At 72.0% G+C, this 18,896-nt stretch carries 14 protein-coding genes and 1 tRNA gene; 6 read left to right on the forward strand and 9 right to left on the reverse strand.

The window, feature by feature from the left end; all coding sequences use genetic code 11:
- The first annotated feature begins 30 nt into the window (after positions 1–30).
- The 3 genes from AB8A24_RS24075 (at position 31) to AB8A24_RS24085 (ending at position 3,137) form a co-directional block, all read left to right on the forward strand.
- Complete coding sequence (locus AB8A24_RS24075) at positions 31–615, forward strand: hypothetical protein (RefSeq protein WP_328960705.1); 585 nt, start codon at positions 31–33, stop codon at positions 613–615.
- Between the two features lie 196 nt (positions 616–811).
- The gene (locus AB8A24_RS24080) at positions 812–2,380 is read left to right on the forward strand and encodes an alpha/beta hydrolase (protein WP_369477634.1); all 1,569 of its coding nucleotides are present in this window, start codon (positions 812–814) and stop codon (positions 2,378–2,380) included.
- Positions 2,381–2,732: 352 nt separating this feature from the next.
- Entirely contained in the window at positions 2,733–3,137 is a 405-nt protein-coding gene (locus tag AB8A24_RS24085; protein ID WP_328965797.1) for a VOC family protein, read from the forward strand.
- A 162-nt stretch (positions 3,138–3,299) separates the two neighbouring features.
- Here the strand turns inward: AB8A24_RS24085 and AB8A24_RS24090 are convergent, their stop codons facing one another.
- Genes AB8A24_RS24090 through AB8A24_RS24105 form a run of 4 tightly spaced genes read right to left on the reverse strand, consistent with a single transcriptional unit; the run spans position 3,300 to position 7,735 of the window.
- Positions 3,300–3,752, reverse strand: coding sequence for an SRPBCC family protein (locus AB8A24_RS24090; RefSeq protein ID WP_369477635.1), 453 nt, complete (start codon positions 3,750–3,752; stop codon positions 3,300–3,302).
- 50 nt (positions 3,753–3,802) lie between these two features.
- Entirely contained in the window at positions 3,803–5,251 is a 1,449-nt protein-coding gene (locus tag AB8A24_RS24095) for an MFS transporter (protein WP_369477636.1), read from the reverse strand.
- On the reverse strand, positions 5,251–5,664 hold the full coding sequence (locus AB8A24_RS24100; RefSeq protein WP_266376770.1) for a PaaI family thioesterase: 414 nt from the start codon (positions 5,662–5,664) through the stop codon (positions 5,251–5,253). Before AB8A24_RS24100 ends, AB8A24_RS24095 begins: the two co-directional genes overlap by 1 nt.
- 46 nt (positions 5,665–5,710) lie before the next feature.
- Positions 5,711–7,735: an FAD-dependent oxidoreductase gene (locus tag AB8A24_RS24105; RefSeq protein ID WP_369477637.1), complete on the reverse strand. Its 2,025-nt coding sequence runs from the start codon at positions 7,733–7,735 to the stop codon at positions 5,711–5,713.
- Between the two features lie 208 nt (positions 7,736–7,943).
- Between AB8A24_RS24105 and AB8A24_RS24110 the strand changes: the two genes are divergently transcribed.
- A complete protein-coding gene (locus tag AB8A24_RS24110) occupies positions 7,944–9,281 on the forward strand; it encodes an alpha/beta fold hydrolase (RefSeq protein ID WP_369477638.1) in 1,338 nt (445 codons plus the stop codon).
- Between the two features lie 36 nt (positions 9,282–9,317).
- Here AB8A24_RS24110 and AB8A24_RS24115 read toward each other — a convergent pair whose 3' ends face one another.
- From AB8A24_RS24115 to AB8A24_RS24130, 4 genes are all read right to left on the reverse strand, one after another.
- Positions 9,318–12,341: a glycoside hydrolase family 38 C-terminal domain-containing protein gene (locus tag AB8A24_RS24115; RefSeq protein ID WP_328960710.1), complete on the reverse strand. Its 3,024-nt coding sequence runs from the start codon at positions 12,339–12,341 to the stop codon at positions 9,318–9,320.
- A gap of 107 nt (positions 12,342–12,448) precedes the next feature.
- On the reverse strand, positions 12,449–13,339 hold the full coding sequence (locus AB8A24_RS24120; RefSeq protein ID WP_369477639.1) for a carbohydrate ABC transporter permease: 891 nt from the start codon (positions 13,337–13,339) through the stop codon (positions 12,449–12,451).
- A 20-nt stretch (positions 13,340–13,359) separates the two neighbouring features.
- Positions 13,360–14,253 carry a sugar ABC transporter permease gene (locus tag AB8A24_RS24125; protein ID WP_328960712.1) on the reverse strand — a complete coding sequence of 298 codons (894 nt, stop codon included), beginning with the start codon at positions 14,251–14,253 and terminating at the stop codon, positions 13,360–13,362.
- Positions 14,254–14,342: 89 nt separating this feature from the next.
- The gene (locus AB8A24_RS24130; protein WP_328960713.1) at positions 14,343–15,677 is read right to left on the reverse strand and encodes a sugar ABC transporter substrate-binding protein; all 1,335 of its coding nucleotides are present in this window, start codon (positions 15,675–15,677) and stop codon (positions 14,343–14,345) included.
- A 393-nt stretch (positions 15,678–16,070) separates the two neighbouring features.
- Here AB8A24_RS24130 and AB8A24_RS24135 point away from each other — a divergent pair.
- Both AB8A24_RS24135 and AB8A24_RS24140 read left to right on the forward strand, forming a co-directional pair.
- Positions 16,071–16,146, forward strand: a tRNA-Cys gene (locus tag AB8A24_RS24135).
- Positions 16,146–18,032, forward strand: a complete 1,887-nt coding sequence (locus AB8A24_RS24140) for a hypothetical protein (protein ID WP_328960714.1) — start codon at positions 16,146–16,148, stop codon at positions 18,030–18,032. The genes AB8A24_RS24135 and AB8A24_RS24140 overlap by 1 nt, the downstream gene beginning before the upstream one ends.
- On the opposite strand, the gene AB8A24_RS24145 is transcribed toward AB8A24_RS24140, so the two are convergent.
- Positions 18,033–18,818 (reverse strand): hypothetical protein, encoded by a 786-nt coding sequence (locus AB8A24_RS24145; RefSeq protein ID WP_328960715.1) that lies wholly within the window; start codon positions 18,816–18,818, stop codon positions 18,033–18,035.
- Positions 18,819–18,896 lie beyond the last annotated feature (78 nt).

Consider the following 18,896-nt stretch of genomic DNA (forward strand, 5'->3'; position numbering starts at 1 on the left):
ATCCCTCCCCGATCAGCCAGAGAGGTCGCCATGCCGTCCACCGACCGCCGCACCCGGCGGATCCGCCCGTCGCTTCCGGCCCTCGCGGCGGTGTGCGTCGCAGCGCTGCTGTGCGGGGGCTGCTCCTCGAAGGCGGCGGCGCAGCACACCTCGGCCGAGGCCTCGCAGACCCCGGCGGCGGCGCCCGGGACCTCCCTCGAGCAGATCGCCACGGCTATCGGCTGCACCGCCGAAGTGAACGTGGAGGCCGAGGAGTTGCGCCAGGGCGGTTGCCAGGCCGGACAGGTCGTCTACCGTATGGTCACCTTCGCCGCGGAGAAGGGGCTGCACTCCTGGCTGACCGAGGCCCGGATGTACGGCGGCCTCTATCTGGTCGGCGACCGATGGGTCGTCACCGCACCGACGGAGGAGGCCCTGACGGCACTCCGCGGACGTCTCGGCGGCTCCCTGGAGACCGGCGACTCGCACGGTGGCGCGCACGGCGGTACGCCCGGCCAGACACCTGGCCAGACAGCTGGTCAGACGCCCGGCGGTACGCCCGGTGACACCCCCGGCGCGACCCATGGCGGCGAGCACGAGGGCGGGCACGACGGCGGCCAGGGTGGCGGCCACTGAGGCCGCTCCCGCACCGCGCACACGTCGGGCCCCGGCGCACGACCGGGGGCCGACTGCGGCGTGTCGGCCACCTGTCCGGTTGTCGGCTCGTTCGTGAGGCGCACAGGGCACGGACCTTCGGGATGATTCGGCCGGGCGCCGTGTGCAACAAGGTGGACGCGTAAGCGACTTCACCGAAAGGAACGGCTCAGTGCGCATGAAACGCTTCGCACCGCTGCTCGCCGCCGCCGGACTCATCGCGACCACCGTGCCCCTGCTGTCCGCGACCCAGGCCTCCGCCACCCCGGCCGCCGACCACCTTCGGCAGAAACCCGCCTGGCACCGCTGCAGCCCCGAGCAGCCGGCCTCGTACGAGTGCGCGACGCTCAAGGTCCCGCTCGACTACCGGCGTCCCGACGGGCGCACGATCGACCTCGCCATATCCCGGATCAAGAGCGAGAACCCGGCCAAGCGGCACGGCGCCATGCTGCTGAATCCAGGCGGTCCGGGCGGTTCCGGCCTCGATCTGCCGTTGCTGATGAGCGAGGCGATGCCGAAGGACGTACGGGAGAGCTACGACCTCATCGGCTTCGACCCGCGCGGGGTGGGCGCCAGCAGTCCGATCACCTGCGGACTGACCGACGCCGAGCAGAACTTCAACCGGGCCTACCGTCCGGAGAGCTTCGGCTCCGACGTGACCTGGGCGCGCACCGTCGCCGACAAGTGCCGGGAGAAGGCCGGTTCGGTCCTTCCGTACATCACCACCCGCAACACGGCCCGGGACATGGACACGATCCGTGCGGTCCTCGGCGAGCGCAAGCTCTCCTACCTGGGCTACTCGTACGGGACCTACCTCGGCGCGGTCTACTCGCAGATGTTCCCGGACCGCACGGACCGCTTCGTGCTCGACAGCGGCGTGGACCCGCAGCGGATCTGGCGCGGCATGATCCAGGTCTGGGCCACCGAGGCCGAGCCCGCCTTCGCGCGGTGGACGCAGTGGGCGGCGCAGCGGTCGGCGGAGTACGAGCTGGGCGACACCCCGAAGGCCGTGTCCGACACGTTCTGGGAACTGGTGGCGCGCGCCGACAAGGAGCCGTTCGAGTTCGAGGGCATGAAGGTCGACGGGGACATGATCCGCACCACGCGCGCGGTGTTCTTCTACCCGGCGCAGGCCACCCCGATGGTCGTGGCCCTGAAGGCCGCGTCCGAGGGCAAGCCGCTGCCCGAGGGGTCGACCGCGACGGAACTCAAGCGACTACTGACCGGCGGCGCGACGGCCGAGCCCGCCTCGGACAACGGCACCGCCGTGTTCTGGGCCGTGGCGTGCGGGGACACCGGCAGCTGGCCCCGCTACACCGAGCAGTACGAGCGGGACGCGGTGAAGGACAAGGCCAGGTACCCGCTGTACGGGGACTTCGCGTCCAACATCAAGCCGTGCGCCTTCTGGGACCGGCCGGTCGAGGCGGCCACGCCGATGCACAAGAAGGCGGACGTGCTGACGGTGCAGAACGAGTGGGACTCCCAGACCCCGCTGGTGAGCGGCCAGGGCCTGCACAAGGCCCTGAAGGGCTCGCGGATGGTGCTGGCGGCGGGCGGTGAGGGCCACGGCGTGTACCTCTTCGACCCCACGTCCTGCGCCAACGCCGCGGTGAACGCGTACCTGACCACGGGCAAGCTCCCCGCCCAGGACGTGACCTGCCAGAACCCGCCGGCCACCGCCGAGCGGCGCGACTCGGTGGCGCCCGCGAAGCCCCTGCCGTTCCCGTCCACGCCCGGACGGTTCTGACACCGGCCGGACGGCGGAACCTGCCCGAGGCCTCGCCCCGGGCAGGTTCCGCGGCCGGTTCCAGCGGCCGTGGCCGGTTCCAGTAGCCGGATTCGGTCGCCGATGGTGAAGCGGCGCCGGACGAAGCGGGGGAGTTCGGACTCGTCGAGCAGGCCACCGCCTCGGTTGGACTCACGTACGTCCACAGACGGCGGCAACGCGTGAGGGAGTTGGGCCTGAGCCGAACGCTTGACCTCAAGCATGGATGAGCTTCTAGCTTCGTGGTCATCGGCAACAGCCACCTGAGGAGGCAGTCCCCTTGACCACGACCGCGATTCCCGAGCACTACCGCGACGCCGTCGTCGCCCACATCATGGTCGACGGCGCCACGCACGCGATCGACTTCTACACCCGCGCGTTCGGTGCCGACGAGCTCTTCCGCCTGGACGGCCCGGACGGACGCATCGTGCACGCCGAGATCAGCATTCAGGGCTCCACCATCATGCTGGGCGACGCCGAGGGACCGCTCCTCGGCGCGCCGACGGCCGTCGGCGGCACCACCGTGGCCCTGCACGTCTTCGTGGACGACGTCGATGCGCTGACGCGGCGGGCCACCGCGGCCGGTGCGGAGCTTCTGCGGCCACCGGCCGACCAGTTCCACGGCGATCGCACGGCCATGGTGAAGGACCCCTACGGCCATGTCTGGGTCTTCCTCACGCACCTGGAGGACCTCACGCCGGACGAGGTGGCCCGCCGAGCCCGGGAAGTCTTGCGCTGAACGGTGATCCCTCCGGAGGCACGCCCATCCGGGGACGACGTGCTCGTCGGGGCTGTGGACGCGGACGGGGCTGTGCCTGCGCCGGCCACGGCGGCCGAGGACCGCGACGCCGCGGGTGACCCACGTGCCCGGCTCTCCCGGCCGGCGTCCGCGGGACAGCCCTCAGGCCTTGAGCGACGCCTCCGCGGCCGCCTTGATGCGCCGGCCGAAGTCGGGGGCGTCCTTGCGGGCCGCGCTGAGGGCCAGGCCGACGAGCAGCTTGCCGAGCCCGTGGCCTTCGAGCGTGTTGAAGATGCGGACGCGGGTGCGGCCGCCGGGGAGGGATTCGAGGTCGTAGCCGCCCTTCGCCGTGACGAGGTTGCGGCTCTGCTCCGTCCAGCGGATCAGGTGCGGCGCGTCCAGGCCGACGATGCGGAACTCACGGCCGGTCTTCATCCCGGCGTCCTTGACCGTGCTGCGGAAGACCGTGCCGACGGCCGTGGGGCCGTCCGGGGTCTTGGTGATCTCCTGGACACGGGGGCTGAACTCGGGGTCGTGCCGCCCGTCGGCCAGGTAGGCGAACACCGCCTCCACCGGTCGGTCGATCTCGACACTCGCCTCGAACTGTCCGGACATGTGGGCTCCTCGGTGCGGCTACCTGTGGACCACGATCGCAGAACGGCACCTCACGCGCGCGCCGACGGCCCCGCGGCCGGCTCCTGGTCCGGGGCGGCGGACCCGGCCGTGGCCGCGGCCGCGCCCGCGCGGCTGCCGCGCAGCGGGGTCAGCAACCCACCGCCCAGGATCAGCAGGCACAGCGCCCCGCCGGCCAGGCTGACCGCGGGGACCCCGTGGCGGGCGGCCAGCAGCGTGAGCACGGCCGCCCCCACCGGGCCCGAGGCGTTGTGCACCGTCCAGAAGGCGGACGTGACCCGGCCGAGCAGGTGGTCCGGGGTCACCTCCTGGCGCAGGGTCATGGTGCAGATCCCGCCCAGGGTGATCCCGAACATGAAGACGGCGGCCAGTACGGCGATCACCGGCACGCTGCGGCTGACGCCCGTCACCGTCACCCCGACGGCGATCATCGCGATCGAGGCGAGCCAGCACGTGCCGAAGCCGAGGAGCCGGCGCAGTCGGCCCGCGCACAGGGCCGCGGCGACGGACCCGGCTCCGCTGACGGCGATCACGTAGCCGAGGGTGGCCGCGTCCCGGCCGAGGTCGTGCTGGACCCGGTAGATCAGCAGGTCGGTGGCGCCCATGGTGACGAAGGTCAGCAGGGTGAGCTGGATGGTGAGCGGGCGCAGCAGCGGGTGACTCCACAGGAAGCGGAAGCCGACCACGAACATCTCCCGCAGCACCCCGGCCCCGGCCCCCGCCCCGGACCCGGCGCCGTCCACGGCCTTGTCCGCGCCTTCCCCGGCCGGGCGCGCGGTGAACCTCACCCAGCCCAGGCTCGCGGCGGAGACCAGGAACGTGGCCCCGTCCAGGGCGAGTGCCCAGTCGGCGCCCACTCCGGCGGTGAGGAAGCCGGCCACGACCGGGCCGAGCAGGCTCCCGAGGGCGAAGGTGCCCATCAGCCGCCCGTTGGCGGCTGTGAGGTCCTGCGTACGGACCAGATTGGGGATGGCCGTCACGTACGCGACATCGAACAGCGTCTTCAGTACGGCGGCCGACGCGGTCAGCACGTACAGCAGCCAGATCTGCGGCCCCGCGATCCACCAGACGAGCGGGACCGCGCCGAGCAGCACGGCCCGCGCCAGATCGCAGACGATCATGAGCCTGCGGCGGTCCACCCGGTCCACCACGTACCCGGCGAACACCCCCGTGCCGATGGCGGTGGCGCCGGAGACGACCGTGACCAGGCCCATCTGGACGATGGATCCGGTGGCGTGGAGGACGAGTAGGGGAAGCGCGAGCATCGAGACGGACCCGCCGAGCACGGACAGCGCCTGGCCGAGCCAGAAGACGGTGAAGTCCTTGTTCCGCCGCAGCGGCGGAACAAGACCGTATGGTGTGGATTCCGCCGAGATGGTGCCGCTCCCCCGTGCCCGCCGGCTGCCTTCGTGGTCGGCCGTCGTGCGAGCGTAGGCGAGCCGGCCCGCCGCCCGCCAACGCCTTTTCCCCGGCCGCAGCACTAGCCGAGCAGTGCGTACACCGTGGAGGCCGTGGCCGCCGGGTCCGTGGCGCCCTCGGGGGTCAGGGTGATGTCGGCGAAGGCCATCCGCTTGCCGAGCTTGGTGACCCGTACGTGGATCAGCACGTCGGCCCCGACCACCGGACGCTGGAAGCTGGTGGACTGCTGGACGGTGGTCATCGGCCCGTAGGCGCCGCGGGCGGCGGAGATCGCGATGACGGTGGCCGTGTCGGCGGCCGCCATCATGGCCTGGCCCGAGAGGCCGCCGCCGTCCCGGGCCAGCTCGTCGGACCAGGGCAGCCGCAGTACGGCGTGCCGCTCCCCGGTCTCCTCGACGGTCAGTCCGAGGGCGAGCACCCAGGGGGCGAAGTTGTTGATAAGGATCTTGTCTGCGTCTGCGGGTGAGATCGTCACCGGGCGATTGTGGCGGTCCCGGCGGACCGCCACAATCCCCTTTCGGTCAGAGGCCGGCGGCCAGTTCCGTGCCCTGCCGGATGGCCCGCTTGGCGTCGAGTTCGGCGGCCACGTCGGCGCCGCCGATCAGGTGGGCCTCGACGCCGGCCGCGCGCAGGGCCTCGTACAGGTCGCGGCGCGGCTCCTGGCCCGTGCACAGGACCACCGTGTCGGCGGGCACGAGGTGTTGTTCGCCACCGACGGTGATGTGCAGGCCCTGGTCGTCGATGCGGTCGTACGTGGCCCCCGCGACGGAGACGACGCCCCGGTGCTTGAGCTCCGCGCGGTGGATCCATCCGGTGGTGGTACCGAGGTCCTTGCCGACCTTGGTGGTCTTGCGCTGGAGGAGGTGGACCTGGCGGGGCGGCGCGGGGCGCTCGGGGGCGGTGAGCCCGCCGGGGCCGGCGTACGTGGTGTCCACGCCCCAGTGGCGGAAGTAGACATCGGGGTCCTGGGAGGCGCCCTCGCCGCTGTCGGTGAGGAACTCGGCGACGTCGAAGCCGATGCCGCCGGCGCCGACGACGGCGACGCGCTCGCCGACGGGTGCGCCGTCGCGCAGCACGTCGAGGTAATTGACGACGTTGGCGTGGTCGATGCCCTCGATGTCGGGGGTGCGGGGGGTGACGCCGGTGGCGACGACGACCTCGTCGTAGCCCTGGAGGGTCTCCACGTCGGCGCGGGTGTTCAGGCGGACCTCGACGCCGGACTCCACGAGCTGGGTGCCGAAGTAGCGGATGGTCTCCTCGAACTCCTCCTTGCCGGGGATGCGGCGGGCGACGTCGAGCTGGCCGCCGATGTGGCCGGAGGCCTCGAAGAGGGTGACGGCGTGGCCGCGGCCGGCGGCGGAGACGGAGCAGGCGAGACCGGCCGGACCGGCGCCGACGACGGCGACGCGCTTCTTGGTCCGGGTCGGGGACAGCACGAGCTCGGTCTCGTGGCAGGCGCGCGGGTTGACCAGGCAGCTGGTGATCTTGCCGCTGAAGGTGTGGTCGAGGCAGGCCTGGTTGCAGCCGATGCAGGTGTTGATGGTCTCGGAGCGGCCGGCGGCGGCCTTGGCGACGAAGTCGGCGTCGGCCAGGAAGGGGCGGGCCAGGGAGACCAGGTCGGCGCGACCGTCCGCGAGCAGTTCCTCGGCGATCTCCGGGGTGTTGATGCGGTTGCTGGTGACGAGGGGGACGCTCACCGCGCCCATCAGCCGCTTGGTGACCCAGGTGTACGCGCCGCGCGGGACGGAGGTGGCGATGGTGGGGATGCGGGCCTCGTGCCAGCCGATGCCGGTGTTGATGATGGTGGCGCCGGCCGCCTCGATCTCCTTGGCGAGGTGGACGACCTCGTCGAGGGTGGAGCCGCCGGGGATGAGGTCGAGCATGGAGAGGCGGTAGACGATGATGAAGTCCTCGCCGACGGCCGCGCGGGTGCGCCGGACGATCTCCAGGGGGAAGCGCACCCGGTTCTCGTAGGCGCCGCCCCAACGGTCGGTGCGCTTGTTCGTCGCGGCGGCGATGAACTCGTTGACCAGGTAGCCCTCGGAGCCCATGATCTCGACGCCGTCGTAGCCCGCGAGCTTGGCGAGGCGGGCGGCGCGGACGAAGTCCTCGACGGTGCGCTCGACCTCGGCGTCGGTGAGCTCGTTCGGGACGAAGGGGCTGATGGGGGCCTGGATGGCGCTGGGGGCCACCAGGTCCTTGTGGTAGGCGTAGCGGCCGAAGTGGAGGATCTGCATCGCGATCTTCCCGCCCTCGGCGTGCACGGCCTCGGTGATCACCCGGTGCTCGGCGGCCTCGTCCTCGGTGGTGAGGCGGGAGCCTCCCTCGAAGGGGCGGCCGGCGTCGTTCGGGGAGATGCCGCCGGTGACGATCAGGCCGGCGCCGCCGCGGGCGCGCTCGGCGTAGAAGGCGGCGAGCCGCTCGAAGCCGCCCTGGTGCTCTTCGAGGCCGGTGTGCATCGAGCCCATGATCACGCGGTTCGGCAGGGTGGTGAAGCCGAGGTCCAGGGGGCTCAGCAGGTGCGGGTACCGGCTCTGGGAACTCATGAGGGGCGCCTCCTCGCGCGGGGGTGATGAACCTGTTCTAGCGAGCGGAGGCGGGTTTTGCAACTAAGTGCATAACCTGATGCCCGCGTCGCGCCCCGCCATCCCAGGGCCCACAGGGCCGGTCCTCCCGTACCTGTGGCGCAGTTCACGCCGGCGGCGCGGCCCTGGCCTCGGCCGGCGGACGGCCGGGGCCGGTAGCGTCGGCCGGATGATCGAACACCGCTCCGTGACCGTGAACGGCCTCCCGTTCGAGTACCAGGTCGCAGGGCCCGCGGACGGCGATCCGCTGGTGCTGCTGCCCGCGCAGGGCGACTGGGCGCCACTGCGGGACGAACTCGCGCGCGAGCGCCGGGTGTACACCCCTGACGTGAGCAGCCGCGGCCCGGCGGCCCGCGAGTGGCCGACGGTGATGCGCGACGAGGTGCTCGGCCTCCTGGACGCCCTCGGCCTCGACCGGGTGGACCTCGCCGGGTACCGGATCGGCGGCGAAGTGGCCTACCTGGTCGCGCAGGCCCAGCCCTGGCGGGTGGCCCGGCTGGTCCTGGAGGGGGTGGAGCCCCCGGGCCCCCACGGGCTGGTACGCCCCGAGCATTCGGAAATGGACTGGTTCACGGTGGTGGAGGGCGAGCCCGCTCCCGACGAGCTGGACAGGTTCCGGCGCATCACCGCACAGACCCTGGTGCTGTCGGGCGGCCCCACGAGCCACATCTGGCAGGACCGCATCGCGGAGATGGCCCGCCGGATACCCGACGCACGGCTGACCCCGTTCCCCGTGGGACGTCCCGTCCACGCGGCCGAGCCGGAGGAGTTCGTGCGGGCGGTCGTCGACTTCCTCGACGAGCTGCCCGACAGCGAGTCTGCCCGGCTCTGGCTGGCCGGGCGGGGCGTGGTCCGGACCGGTGAGGACACCTGGACGGACGGGGAGTCCGAGGAGGGCCGGCTCACCTCGAACGAGGTCGCCCACCGGTGGGCCGCGGCGGCCCTCGGGGACGACTCCCTCGACATCGAGCACCGGCTGCGGCTCGGCTTCGGTCTGGTGGACCTCCTCGACGAGTACTGGGTGACCGTCGAGATCGCCTCCGCCGTCCAGGGCATCGCGGATCCGGACACGGCCCGCGTGCTCTGGAACGGCTACCGCAGCCGGCTGGATGCGCCGGCGCACTGCGAGGCGATCGTCTACTCCCTCTGGGTCGACTGGTTCGAGGACCGCGACACCGCGGAGAGGGTCTTCACCGAGGTCCTCGGCAAGGACCTCACGCAGCTGCGGCCGGACTCCCCGGAGCCCATGCTGCGCCGCGCCCGGCGCGTGCTGGAATCCTCCGGACCGGTGCCCTGGCAGGCCAAGGAGCTGGCATACCGGATCGCGGCCCGGGTCCCGGAGCTGTCCGAGGCGGTCTTCCGGGGCATCCTGCACAGCCACCACGACGTGTACGGCGACCTCGACCCCGCCGGGGCACTCGCCGTCCTCGACCAGATGAGTCTCCCCGAGGACACCGAGCACCTGGCCGAGCTGCGCAGTGCGCTGGGGAGCGGGCGCCGGCCCTGACGGTCGGGCCGGCGCCGGGGTCCGCCGCCGGGGCGGTCAGGCGCGGTGCAGGCGGACCGTGACGATCTGGAACGGGCGCAGCGTGAGCGGGACCCGGCCCTCCGGGGTGGGGACGCCCACCGCCGTTCCCGTCAGGGGCCGTTCGAGCAGGTCGCTCTCCACCGCCGCCGCCAGGGGGAAGTCCGCGGTGAGGGTGGCCCGGGCGCGGCCGCCGCGGGACTCGTAGAGGCGGACGATCACATCCCCGCTGCGGTCCTCGGCCAGCTTGACCGCCTCGACCACCACCGCGTCCTCGTCGACGTCGACCAGCGGGGCGACCGGGCCGGCGCCGGGGACCACCCGCTCGGGCAGGTTCAGCGCGTGGCCCTCACGGACCGCGTCCCCGATCCCGGCGCCGGGCGCGAGCGAGAAGCGCAGGGTGTGGGATCCCTGGTCGGTCTCCGGGTCGGGGTAGCGCGGGGCGCGCAGCAGGGAGAGCCGGATCGTGGTGGTCTGGCCGCCGTCGGCCCGTACGTCCCGGGTCACGTCGTGCCCGTACGTGGAGTCGTTGAGCAGCGCCACCCCCCAACCGGGCTCTTCCGCGTGGATCCAGCGGTGGGCGCAGATCTCGAACTTCGCGGCCTCCCAGGAGGTGTTGGTGTGGGTGGCCCGGTACACGTGGCCGAACTGGGTCTCGGATGCGGTCCGTTCGGCCTTCACGTCCAGGGGGAAGGCGGCCTTGAGGAACTTCTCCGTCTCGTGCCAGTCCACGTCCGTGACGATGTCGACCGTTTTGGCCCCCGCCCGCAGGGTGATCTGCTGGACCGCCGCCGACCGCCCGAAGGAGCGGGTCACGCGTACGGTCGCCGCGCGGGGGCCGCTCGCGGTGACCTCCAGCCGGTCCAGCTCCACGAGGTCGGTGACCCGGTTGCGGTAGAACGCGTCGATGTCCCAGGCGTCCCACATGTTCGGGAAGTCGGGGTGGATCTGCAGCAGGTTCGCCGCCGTGCCCGGGGCGACCGCCTCCCGGCGCGTCTCCAGGTCGTAGACGGAGACGATCAGGCCGCGGCCGTCGATCTCCACCAGCAGTCGGCCGTTGGCCAGGATGTGCCCGCCGCCGTGCCGCTCCTCCACCGTGACCGGCTCCCCCGCCGCGGCCGGGCGGCCCGCACCGCCGGCCGGGACGCCGCGGCGGGCGTGCGGGGCGCAGTTGAAGACGAGCTCCTCGGTGCCCTGCCCCGCGAGCACCTGCTGCGCGGCGAGGGTGATCCCCTGGAGCTCCTCTCGTACGGCCGCGTACGTCTCGCGCGCCTCGCGGTGCACCCAGGCGATGGACGAGCCCGGCAGGATGTCGTGGAACTGGTGGAGCAGCACCGTCTTCCAGATCCGCTCCAGGTCCTCGTACGGGTACGCGTACCCCACGACCCGCACCGCGGCGGTCGCCGCCCACAGCTCGGCCTCGCGCAGCAGCGACTCGCTGCGCCGGTTGCCCTGCTTGGTCTTGGCCTGGGAGGTGTAGGTGCCGCGGTGCAGCTCCAGGTAGAGCTCGCCGGCCCAGACGGGAGCGTCCTCGTACTCGGCGTGGGCCTTCTCGAAGAAGGCGTCCGGGCGCTCGATCCGGACCTTCGGGGAGCCCTCCAGGTCCCGCTGGCGGCGGGCGCGGGCGAGGTGTTCGCGGGTGGGGCCGCCGCCGCCGTCGCCCCAGCCGAAGGGGACGAGCGAGCGTGAACCGTGGCCCTTCTCGCGGTAGTTGCGGGCGGCGTGGGCGAGTTGGGCGCCGCCCAGGTCGCTGTTGTAGGTGTCGACGGGCGGGAAGTGGGTGAAGACGCGGGTGCCGTCGATGCCCTCCCACCAGAAGGTGTGGTGCGGGAACCTGTTCATCTGGGACCAGGAGATCTTCTGGGTCAGGAACCACTTGGAGCCGGTGAGCTTGACGATCTGCGGCATCGCGGCGGTGTAGCCGAAGGAGTCGGGGAGCCAGACGTTCTGCGTCTCGATGCCGAATTCGTCGAGGAAGAACTTCTTGCCGTGGAGGAACTGGCGGGCCATGGCCTCGCCGCCGACCATGTTGGTGTCGGACTCCACCCACATGCCGCCGACCGGCACGAACTGCCCGTCCGCGATCTTCTTCTTGATCCGCTCGAAGAGCTCGGGCCGGTAGGTCTTGATCCAGTCGAGTTGCTGCGCCTGGGACATCGCGAAGACGAACTCGGGGTGCTGGTCCATCAGGTTGACCATGTTGGAGGTGGTGCGCGCGACCTTGCGGACCGTCTCGCGCAGGGGCCACAGCCACGCGGAGTCGATGTGGGCGTGGCCGACCGCGCTGATCCGGTGCGCGGAGGCGTTGGCGGGGGCGGCGAGCACTCCGGTCAGGCATCCGCGGGCGGCGGCCGCACTGCCGGGCACGTCGTCGAGGTCGAGGGTGTCCAGGGCCGCGCCGAGGGCGCGCAGGATCTCGTGCCGCCGGGCGTCCGCGGTGTCGAGCTGGATCATCAGGTCGTAGAGCACCTCCAGGTCCTGGACCAGTTCCCAGACCTCCGTCTCGAAGACGGTGAGGTCCATCCGGGCGAGCCGGTACAGCGCCTGGTCGTCGCTGGTGGGCAGGTCCCCCTCGTACGTGAGCGCGTGGTCGACCAGGACCGGGTTGGAGGCGGCCTCGACGTACCACTCGACCTGTTCGCCCCCCTCGGCGCGATCGGCCACGCGTACCCAGTCGTTGTAGGGGTTGAGGGCCTTCACCTCGCCGCCGTCGGCCCGGTGGACCAGGCCCTCGCACTGGAATCCGGGCATCATCCGGTCGAAGCCGAGGTCGAGGACGGCTTCCACCGTGCGGCCTGCCCAGTCCGCGGGGACCGTACCGGTGACCTTGAACCAGGTGGTGCCCCAGGCCGGGCCCCACGGGGCGCCGATCGCGCAGGGCTCGTAGTCCGCCGCGAGCCCTTCGGCGACGGGGACGGGTTCGCCGGGGGCTTCCCAGCGCTCGACGGTCAGCGGGACCGCGCGGGAGCGGACGGCGGGCTTGACGCGCTGCTCGAGAACCCGGCGGAGGCGGTGTTCGGTGATGTTGCGGTCGTCATGCATGACGGCTGCTCCAGGGAGGGTGGTCGGCACGGAGGTGTCGGTACGGGGGTGTCGGTACGGGGGGATCGGTACGCAGAGGTGTCGATACGGATGGTGGGTGGGCCGGCTCAGATCTTGACGGCTCCCTCGCCCACGCCCTTGAAGAAGAAACGCTGGAGGGCGAAGAAGAGCAGCATCATCGGGACGAGCGCGGCCATCGCGCCGGCGGCGACGAGCCGCTGGTCGTTCACGGTGGTGGCGCCGGCCAGGGTCTTCAGGCCGAGCTGGAGGGTGTACCGGTCGCTGTCGGTGAGGACCAGCAGGGGCCACAGGAAGTCGTCCCAGGCGCCCATGAAGCTGGTGATGCAGACGACGGCCAGGGCGCCCTTGGCGGCGGGGAGGAAGACCCGGGTGAAGCGGGTCCATTCGCCCGCGCCGTCCAGCACGGCGGCTTCCTCGACCTCCCGGGGCACGGCCAGGAAGGCCGCCCGCATGATCATGATGTTGAGTACGGAGACCGCGCCGGGCAACCACACACCGATGAGGGTGTCGACGAGACCCATCTCGCGGACGGTGAGGAACATCGAGATCATCACGGACTCGAAGGGGAACATCAGGGTCGCCACCAGCACGGTGAAGACGATCCGACGGCCCTTCCAGGCGGCCCGGGAGAGGGCGTAGCCGCCCATCGCGGCGAAGAGCATGTTCGAGGTGATCGCGAGGACGGCGACGGTGAGGGTGTTGCCGACGTACTGCAGGAGCGGGAAGGACTCGGCGACCCGCACGTAGTTGTCGAGGGTGGGCCGCGCGGGCAGCACGCCGTCGTACACGTTCTCGGTGCGGCCGCGTATCGAGGTCAGGAACTGCCAGACGATCGGGCCCAGCATGACCACGAGCATCAGGACCAGCGTGGCGTACCGCCCGGCGAGGGCGATCCGGTGGCGCCTGCGGGCGGCGGCGGTGCGCCGGGCCGGCTGCCCGGTCCCGGCGGAGGACGGTGTGCTCGCCTCTCGTCTCACCTCTCCTCTCACTTCTCCTCTCACGGCTCGTCTCCCTTCGACAGGCGGCGGCCCAGCAGGCTGAAGACCAGGGTCAGGAGGAACAGCAGGATGGAGATGGCGGAGGCGTAGCCGGTCTCGCCGGAGAAGCCGAGGCCGACCTGCCGGATCAGGAAGGGCAGGGTGCGGGCACCGCCGCCGGGGCCGCCGCTCTCGCCGCCGAGGATGTAGATCTCGGTGAACACGCGCAGCGCCGAGATGGCGGAGAGGGTGCCGACCAGCAGCATCATGGGCTTCACCTGGGGCACCGTGATGCTGAAGAAGCGGCGGACGGGGCCGGCGCCGTCGATGGCGGCCGCCTCGTGGAGGGTGGCGGAGACGTTCCCGAGGGCGGCCAGGTAGAAGACCATGTAGTAGCCGAGGCCCTTCCACACGGTCACGATCATCGCGGAGACCAGCAGCATCGTGGAGTCCGTCAGGAACGGGATCGGCTCGGAGACGAGGTGCAGCCGCTGGAAGACGGTGTTGACGAGGCCGTCGCTGCGCAACACCCACTGCCAGATCAGCCCGACGACCACGGCGGAGGCGATCACCGGGGTGTAGAAGGCGGAGCGGAAGAAGCCGATGCCGGGAATCTTCGCCTGCACGAGGACCGCGAGGGCCAGCGGCAGGAGGACCAGGCAGGGGACGACGACCACGAGGTACAGCACGCTGTTGCCGGTCGCGACCCAGAAGTCGGGGTCGGCGAAGGCGCGTCGGTAGTTGTCGAGGCCGACGAAGCTGCCGCCGCGCAGGATCTGGGCGTCGGTGAGGGAGAGGACGACGGTGTTGACGAACGGCCAGAGGCTGAACAGCGTCACCATCAGGAGACCGGGCGCGAGGAACAGGTAGGGGGTCCACCACTTGCGGTGGGGCAGTCCGGTCTCGGTCTCCATGGCCCGCAGGGTGCGCCGCCTACGAGCGGCTCCGCGACGTCGCTCGTGTGCCGCGGCGCGGCTCCGCGGCCGGTCGGCGGCGAGGCCGGTCACTTGTCGGCCGCGGCAGCGAGGAGCTTGTTCGCCGCTTCCTGGGCCTTCCGCACGGCTGTCCGGGGGTCCTGCTCGCCCTTGATGGCCTTCTGCATCTCGCGTACGACGGCGTCGCCGACCTGGTTGGTCCACTGGACGGGGGTGTTTGCGTCGAGCGCGGCGGTCTTCAGCTGGTCGGCTCCGACGGCGCGGGCGAGGGTCTCCGCGTCCTTGCCGTCGCCCTTGTCGGAGAAGAACGGGTCGGCGAGTCCTTGGGCGTTGGAGGGGTAGATGGTGGCCTTCCTGGAGAACTCCACCTGGTTGGGGCCGTTGGTCACCCACTTGGCGAACTCGGCCGCCGCGTCCACGTGCTCGGTGTCCTTCTTGATGCCGAGCGACTGGGCGTAGATGCCGATGTGGCCGAGCTCGCCGGTGACGGCTCCGGCGACCTGGGTCTTGGCATAGATCTGCGGGGCGTTCTTCTTGATGTCCTTGACGAAGCCCGGGGAGCCCGGACCGAAGACGATCTTGCCGCTGCCGTAGAGCTGATTGATGTCGTCCGACTTGAGGAGGGACTCCTTGGGCATGGCGCCCTTGGCGTACAGGTCCTTCATCCGCTCCACCCACCGGACGGCCTGGTCCGTGTCGAAGGTGAAGCGCTCCCGCTTCTCGTCGAGGAGGGGGATGCCCATCTTCTGCCAGTCCCCGGGCAGTCGTCCCTTGGGGTCGGCCATGAAGGCGGAGTACTGGCCGCCGGACGAGGCGGCGATCCGCTCGGCGTAGTCGAAGAACTGCTCCACACCGGTCGGCGGCGCGGCCGGATCCAGACCGGCCTTCTCGAAGAGCTCTCTGTTGTAGGTGAGGATCTCCGGGGTCACGTACCAGGGGTAGGCGTACACGCTGTCGCCCTTGCCGGGAAGTTTGAACTGCTCCCAGGCGCCCGGCACGTACTCCTTGGCCGACGCGCCGTCGAGGGCGGCCACGTCGGCGAGCATGCCCCGGTCGCCGAGGAGCTGGAAGGAGTCGGTGGAGAGGTTGACCACGTCGGGGAGGGCTCCGGCCTGGGCGTCGGCGACGAGCTTCTCGTTGTAGCCGTCGCCGGGGACGTCCTCCCAGGTGATCTCGACCTCGGGGTACCGCTTCTCGAAGGCGTCGATGACCCCCTGCACGTAGGCCGTGAAGGTGGGCTTCAGCTGGAGCGTCCGGAAGGTGATCTCACCGGCTACCTTGCCCGTCCGCCGTGCCTCCTTCGCGTCGGCGTCGGCGCCGCTCAGGCCGCACGCGGTGGTCGAGAGGAGGGTTCCCGCGGCCAGCAGGACAACAGCGGTACGGGTCGGGTTCGAACGGGTCATCGTCGCCGCCTTTGCAGAAGTCCGGCCTCGTCGCCGGAGGCGGTGCCCACGGTCGTCGGAAAGCAAGACCTCGTCAATGAGGCAGGAAGACGGCCGGCCGGTGACGCATTGGTGCCGAATGGCCCGACCGTGCCGGGCAGGTCCCTCAGGCCTCGATCACCACCGCCGTGAACTGGACTGATGCGCTTTAGTACAAAGACAGTTGAGCATGTTGTCGATTCGATGGCGGAGTCGCTTGTGCGTCACAACTTGACTTCTTATCGACGGTTCACGGCAGGTCCGCACTAATGCGCTTTACCCGCACGCCCGCGAACCGCTTCGGCGGGTGCCCGCGGCGATACGCGGGGCCCTTGGTTGTGCGAGCGGCGGACGCACGTCTAGATTCGCCCCGAACGGCGTGTAGCTCAGTAGCCAGAGCACCGACCTGCAAAGTCGGAGGGCGCAGGGGCAGGACCTGCCACGCCGGCCATGGACAAGAACACCGGAAACCGACTCCCCGCCCCAGGACTCCCCACAGCGGGACTCTCCACGGCCGGGCTCTCCACCGCCGGGCTCTTCGACCACCACCTCACCGACGAGGGCCTCGCCCGGTTGTGGTCGATGCTCGACAGCGGGCGCTACGAGGTGCGCGCGCCGCAGGAGGCCGCGCTGCTCTGCGTCGCGTGGCTGGTGCGTGCCGGGGAGAGCGCCGCGGCGGCCGCGCTCGTCGAGGAGATACGGCCCTTCGCAGGCGAGGTCCGGTTCGCGCCGCACCCCGCGGACCGGCCCGTTCCGGGCGCGGACGCCGTGCACGTGCGTACCGTCGGCGAGGTCGCCGGAATGCTCGCGCGCCGCGCGCCGCGTCCCGGCATCGCGGCGCAGCACGAGGCCCTGACCGTCTGGCGGCCCTTCGAGGACGAGTTGCTCGACCACTGGCTGCGCGCCGGCGCGGACCCCGGGCAGGACGCAGGGCAGGACCCCGGACAGGACGCCGGGCAGCACACCGAGGAGGGCGCCGCGCTGCTCGCGCGGTACCGGCGGCTCGCCGCCACGCACACCCGCTGCGCCAAGCACCTCGACCCCAAATCCAATCCGGCCGTCCTGCGCCGCGCGCTGGAGGAGCAGGTCGCCGGGCGGGCGCTGTCGCCCCGCCTCGCCGGACTCCTGCGCCATGCCGTCGCCTCGATGGTCGCCAAACGCGGCCGGCCCGGCTCCGCCGAACACACCCGGCTGCGCGGGGCCCAGGCCGCCCAGGCGGACCGGGCCGCGCACCAGGACCTGGCCGCCCTCGTCCTGCGCCGGCTCGCCCCGCTCGACGTGAGCCGGGGGGTGGAGGACATCGGGCCGCTGATCGCCCCGGTGACCGCCGAGGAGGCCGCGAGGTACGGGCTGCCCGCCGGGGCCGTCGTCCCGGCCCCGGTACGGGCCGCGGTCGCCACGGCGCGCAGCGCGCCCCTGGACACGTTGCTGGAGCACGGGCTGATCCCCTCCGCGGAGGTGCTGGGCGAGGTGGCGGAACAGCTGATCTGCACGCACACCGCGCGGGGATACGCCGACCCGGCGCTGCGCACGCTGATGGCGGCGACCTACCGGGCCGGGCGCGATCGCCGGTATCCGTCGTGGTGGACCCCGGAACACCACGCGCGGATCACCGAGCTGCCCTGGGTCCGCGCGGTCGCTCCCTGGGTCGCCGACCCGGTGGAACAGGCCCGTTCGACGCTGCGGACGCTCGGCGAGGGCTGGGTACGGGCCTTCCCGGGCGCCGGGCTGCCCAACTCGACGGTACGGATGCTGTCCGGGCTCGCGCGGCTCGCCGAGCTGCCCGTGCCGTTCGCCGCGGAGCCACTGGCCGACTCGTACAGCGGGATGGCCGGCCCCGAGGTCCTGGCGGCGGCGCGGACCGCCGCCGGGCTGCTGCGCGGCACCGTGTACGAGCGCTACCACGGCATCGACTACGCGGCGGTACGGGACCTGGCGGACGCCCGGGACCGGCACGGCTTCGCCCTGCTGTGCGCCGAGCGTGCCGGGCGCCCCGAACAGCCGCTGGTGAGCGATCCGGCGGTCGTCGCACAGGCCCACATCCTGACCACCTCCAACCTCGCCACCCTGGTCGTGCACGCGGGCCTCGCCCCGCGGGGCGGCTGGGGCGGCCCGGCCCGGGGCGCGTTCGCCGCCGCGACCGGTCCGGCGGCCACGGTGAAGAGCACCGCGTGCGCCTGGCGGCAGCTGCTGTTCCACCTCGCGCTGTGCGACGCGGACGAGCAGGCCTCCGTACTCACCTGGATCGACGCGCGGGCCGCCCGGCTCCCGGCACGCGCCGCCGCGCGGATCGCTCGGCCCCTGGCCGATCTCCGCCAGGCCGCCGCCGTCCGATAGTCACTTGGGCTTGTTGCGGTAGATGCGACGGCCGGCCAGGTGCGTGGTGATCGTCTCGCCCCGCCACAGTTTCCGGTCGCCGTCCATCTCGTCCGGCGCGGGCCATCGGCCGCGGCTGATGTCCGACCGGATGCTGTCGGGCTGCAGGCCGGACGCCTCGGCGATCTCGACGACCGTGTAGCGGCGGGACGGTTCGAGCGCGGTGGCCTCCCGGGTGTGGTGCTCGCCGAAGAACCGGGCGATGGCCTCCGGGTCGAACTCGATGGTCCTGCCGCGCTTGCCGGTGGCGGCCGGCCACCCGGGGTGCCGTCCCCATCGGGGGTTCTCCGACAGGTAGCGGGCGCTCATGCCGTAGTGCTCGGCTATCTCGGCGTAGGTGACGCCCGTGCGGCCCTCGAGAGGTACGGGCCCGCCGTTCGACGCGCGGGGGCCGGCGTTCGACCGGGGGTGCCCGCCGGCGCGTGGCTGCGGCGGGACCGGGCCCGGGCGGGCCTCGGCGACGGTGAGGACGACCGTACGGCCGTCCGGGTCGGTCAGTGTGTGCCGGCCCGGCGGCAGGAAGCCGGCGCCGCTCGGCGGGGCGGTGAGGCCGAGGCGCAGGTACCCGGTCTCCGGGCGGCTCGTGGCCGGGTAGAGCTCCAGGACACCGCCGTCGGCGAGCGTCGCCGCGTAGTGCTCCGGCCCGTTGCCGTGCCGCTCGCGCACGAGGGCGAGGCCGATGCCCCGGTAGAAGTCGCGGCAGGCGTCGAGCCGGGTCGTGTAGATCACGGCGAGTTCGAGGATCATGCTGGCGCTCCTGGTGTGTGATGACTGCGAGCGAACGGTGGGCCCCGGCTCGCTCCTCGCAACAGCGGTCCTTTCCAG

Origin of the sequence: Streptomyces sp. BF23-19, from assembly GCF_041106355.1 — a bacterium.
Classification (GTDB): domain Bacteria; phylum Actinomycetota; class Actinomycetes; order Streptomycetales; family Streptomycetaceae; genus Streptomyces; species Streptomyces virginiae_A.

Excerpts from the sequence above, each read along its gene's own strand:
- AB8A24_RS24140 (WP_328960714.1), top strand. The coding sequence starts at position 16,146 with ATGGACAAGAACACCGGAAACCGACTCCCCGCCCCAGGACTCCCCACA.
- AB8A24_RS24145 (WP_328960715.1), bottom strand. The coding sequence starts at position 18,818 with ATGATCCTCGAACTCGCCGTGATCTACACGACCCGGCTCGACGCCTGC.
- AB8A24_RS24110 (WP_369477638.1), top strand. The coding sequence starts at position 7,944 with ATGATCGAACACCGCTCCGTGACCGTGAACGGCCTCCCGTTCGAGTAC.
- AB8A24_RS24090 (WP_369477635.1), bottom strand. The coding sequence starts at position 3,752 with ATGTCCGGACAGTTCGAGGCGAGTGTCGAGATCGACCGACCGGTGGAG.
- AB8A24_RS24080 (WP_369477634.1), top strand. The coding sequence starts at position 812 with ATGAAACGCTTCGCACCGCTGCTCGCCGCCGCCGGACTCATCGCGACC.
- AB8A24_RS24085 (WP_328965797.1), top strand. The coding sequence starts at position 2,733 with ATGGTCGACGGCGCCACGCACGCGATCGACTTCTACACCCGCGCGTTC.
- AB8A24_RS24130 (WP_328960713.1), bottom strand. The coding sequence starts at position 15,677 with ATGACCCGTTCGAACCCGACCCGTACCGCTGTTGTCCTGCTGGCCGCG.
- AB8A24_RS24075 (WP_328960705.1), top strand. The coding sequence starts at position 31 with ATGCCGTCCACCGACCGCCGCACCCGGCGGATCCGCCCGTCGCTTCCG.
- AB8A24_RS24105 (WP_369477637.1), bottom strand. The coding sequence starts at position 7,735 with ATGAGTTCCCAGAGCCGGTACCCGCACCTGCTGAGCCCCCTGGACCTC.
- AB8A24_RS24125 (WP_328960712.1), bottom strand. The coding sequence starts at position 14,253 with ATGGAGACCGAGACCGGACTGCCCCACCGCAAGTGGTGGACCCCCTAC.
- AB8A24_RS24115 (WP_328960710.1), bottom strand. The coding sequence starts at position 12,341 with ATGCATGACGACCGCAACATCACCGAACACCGCCTCCGCCGGGTTCTC.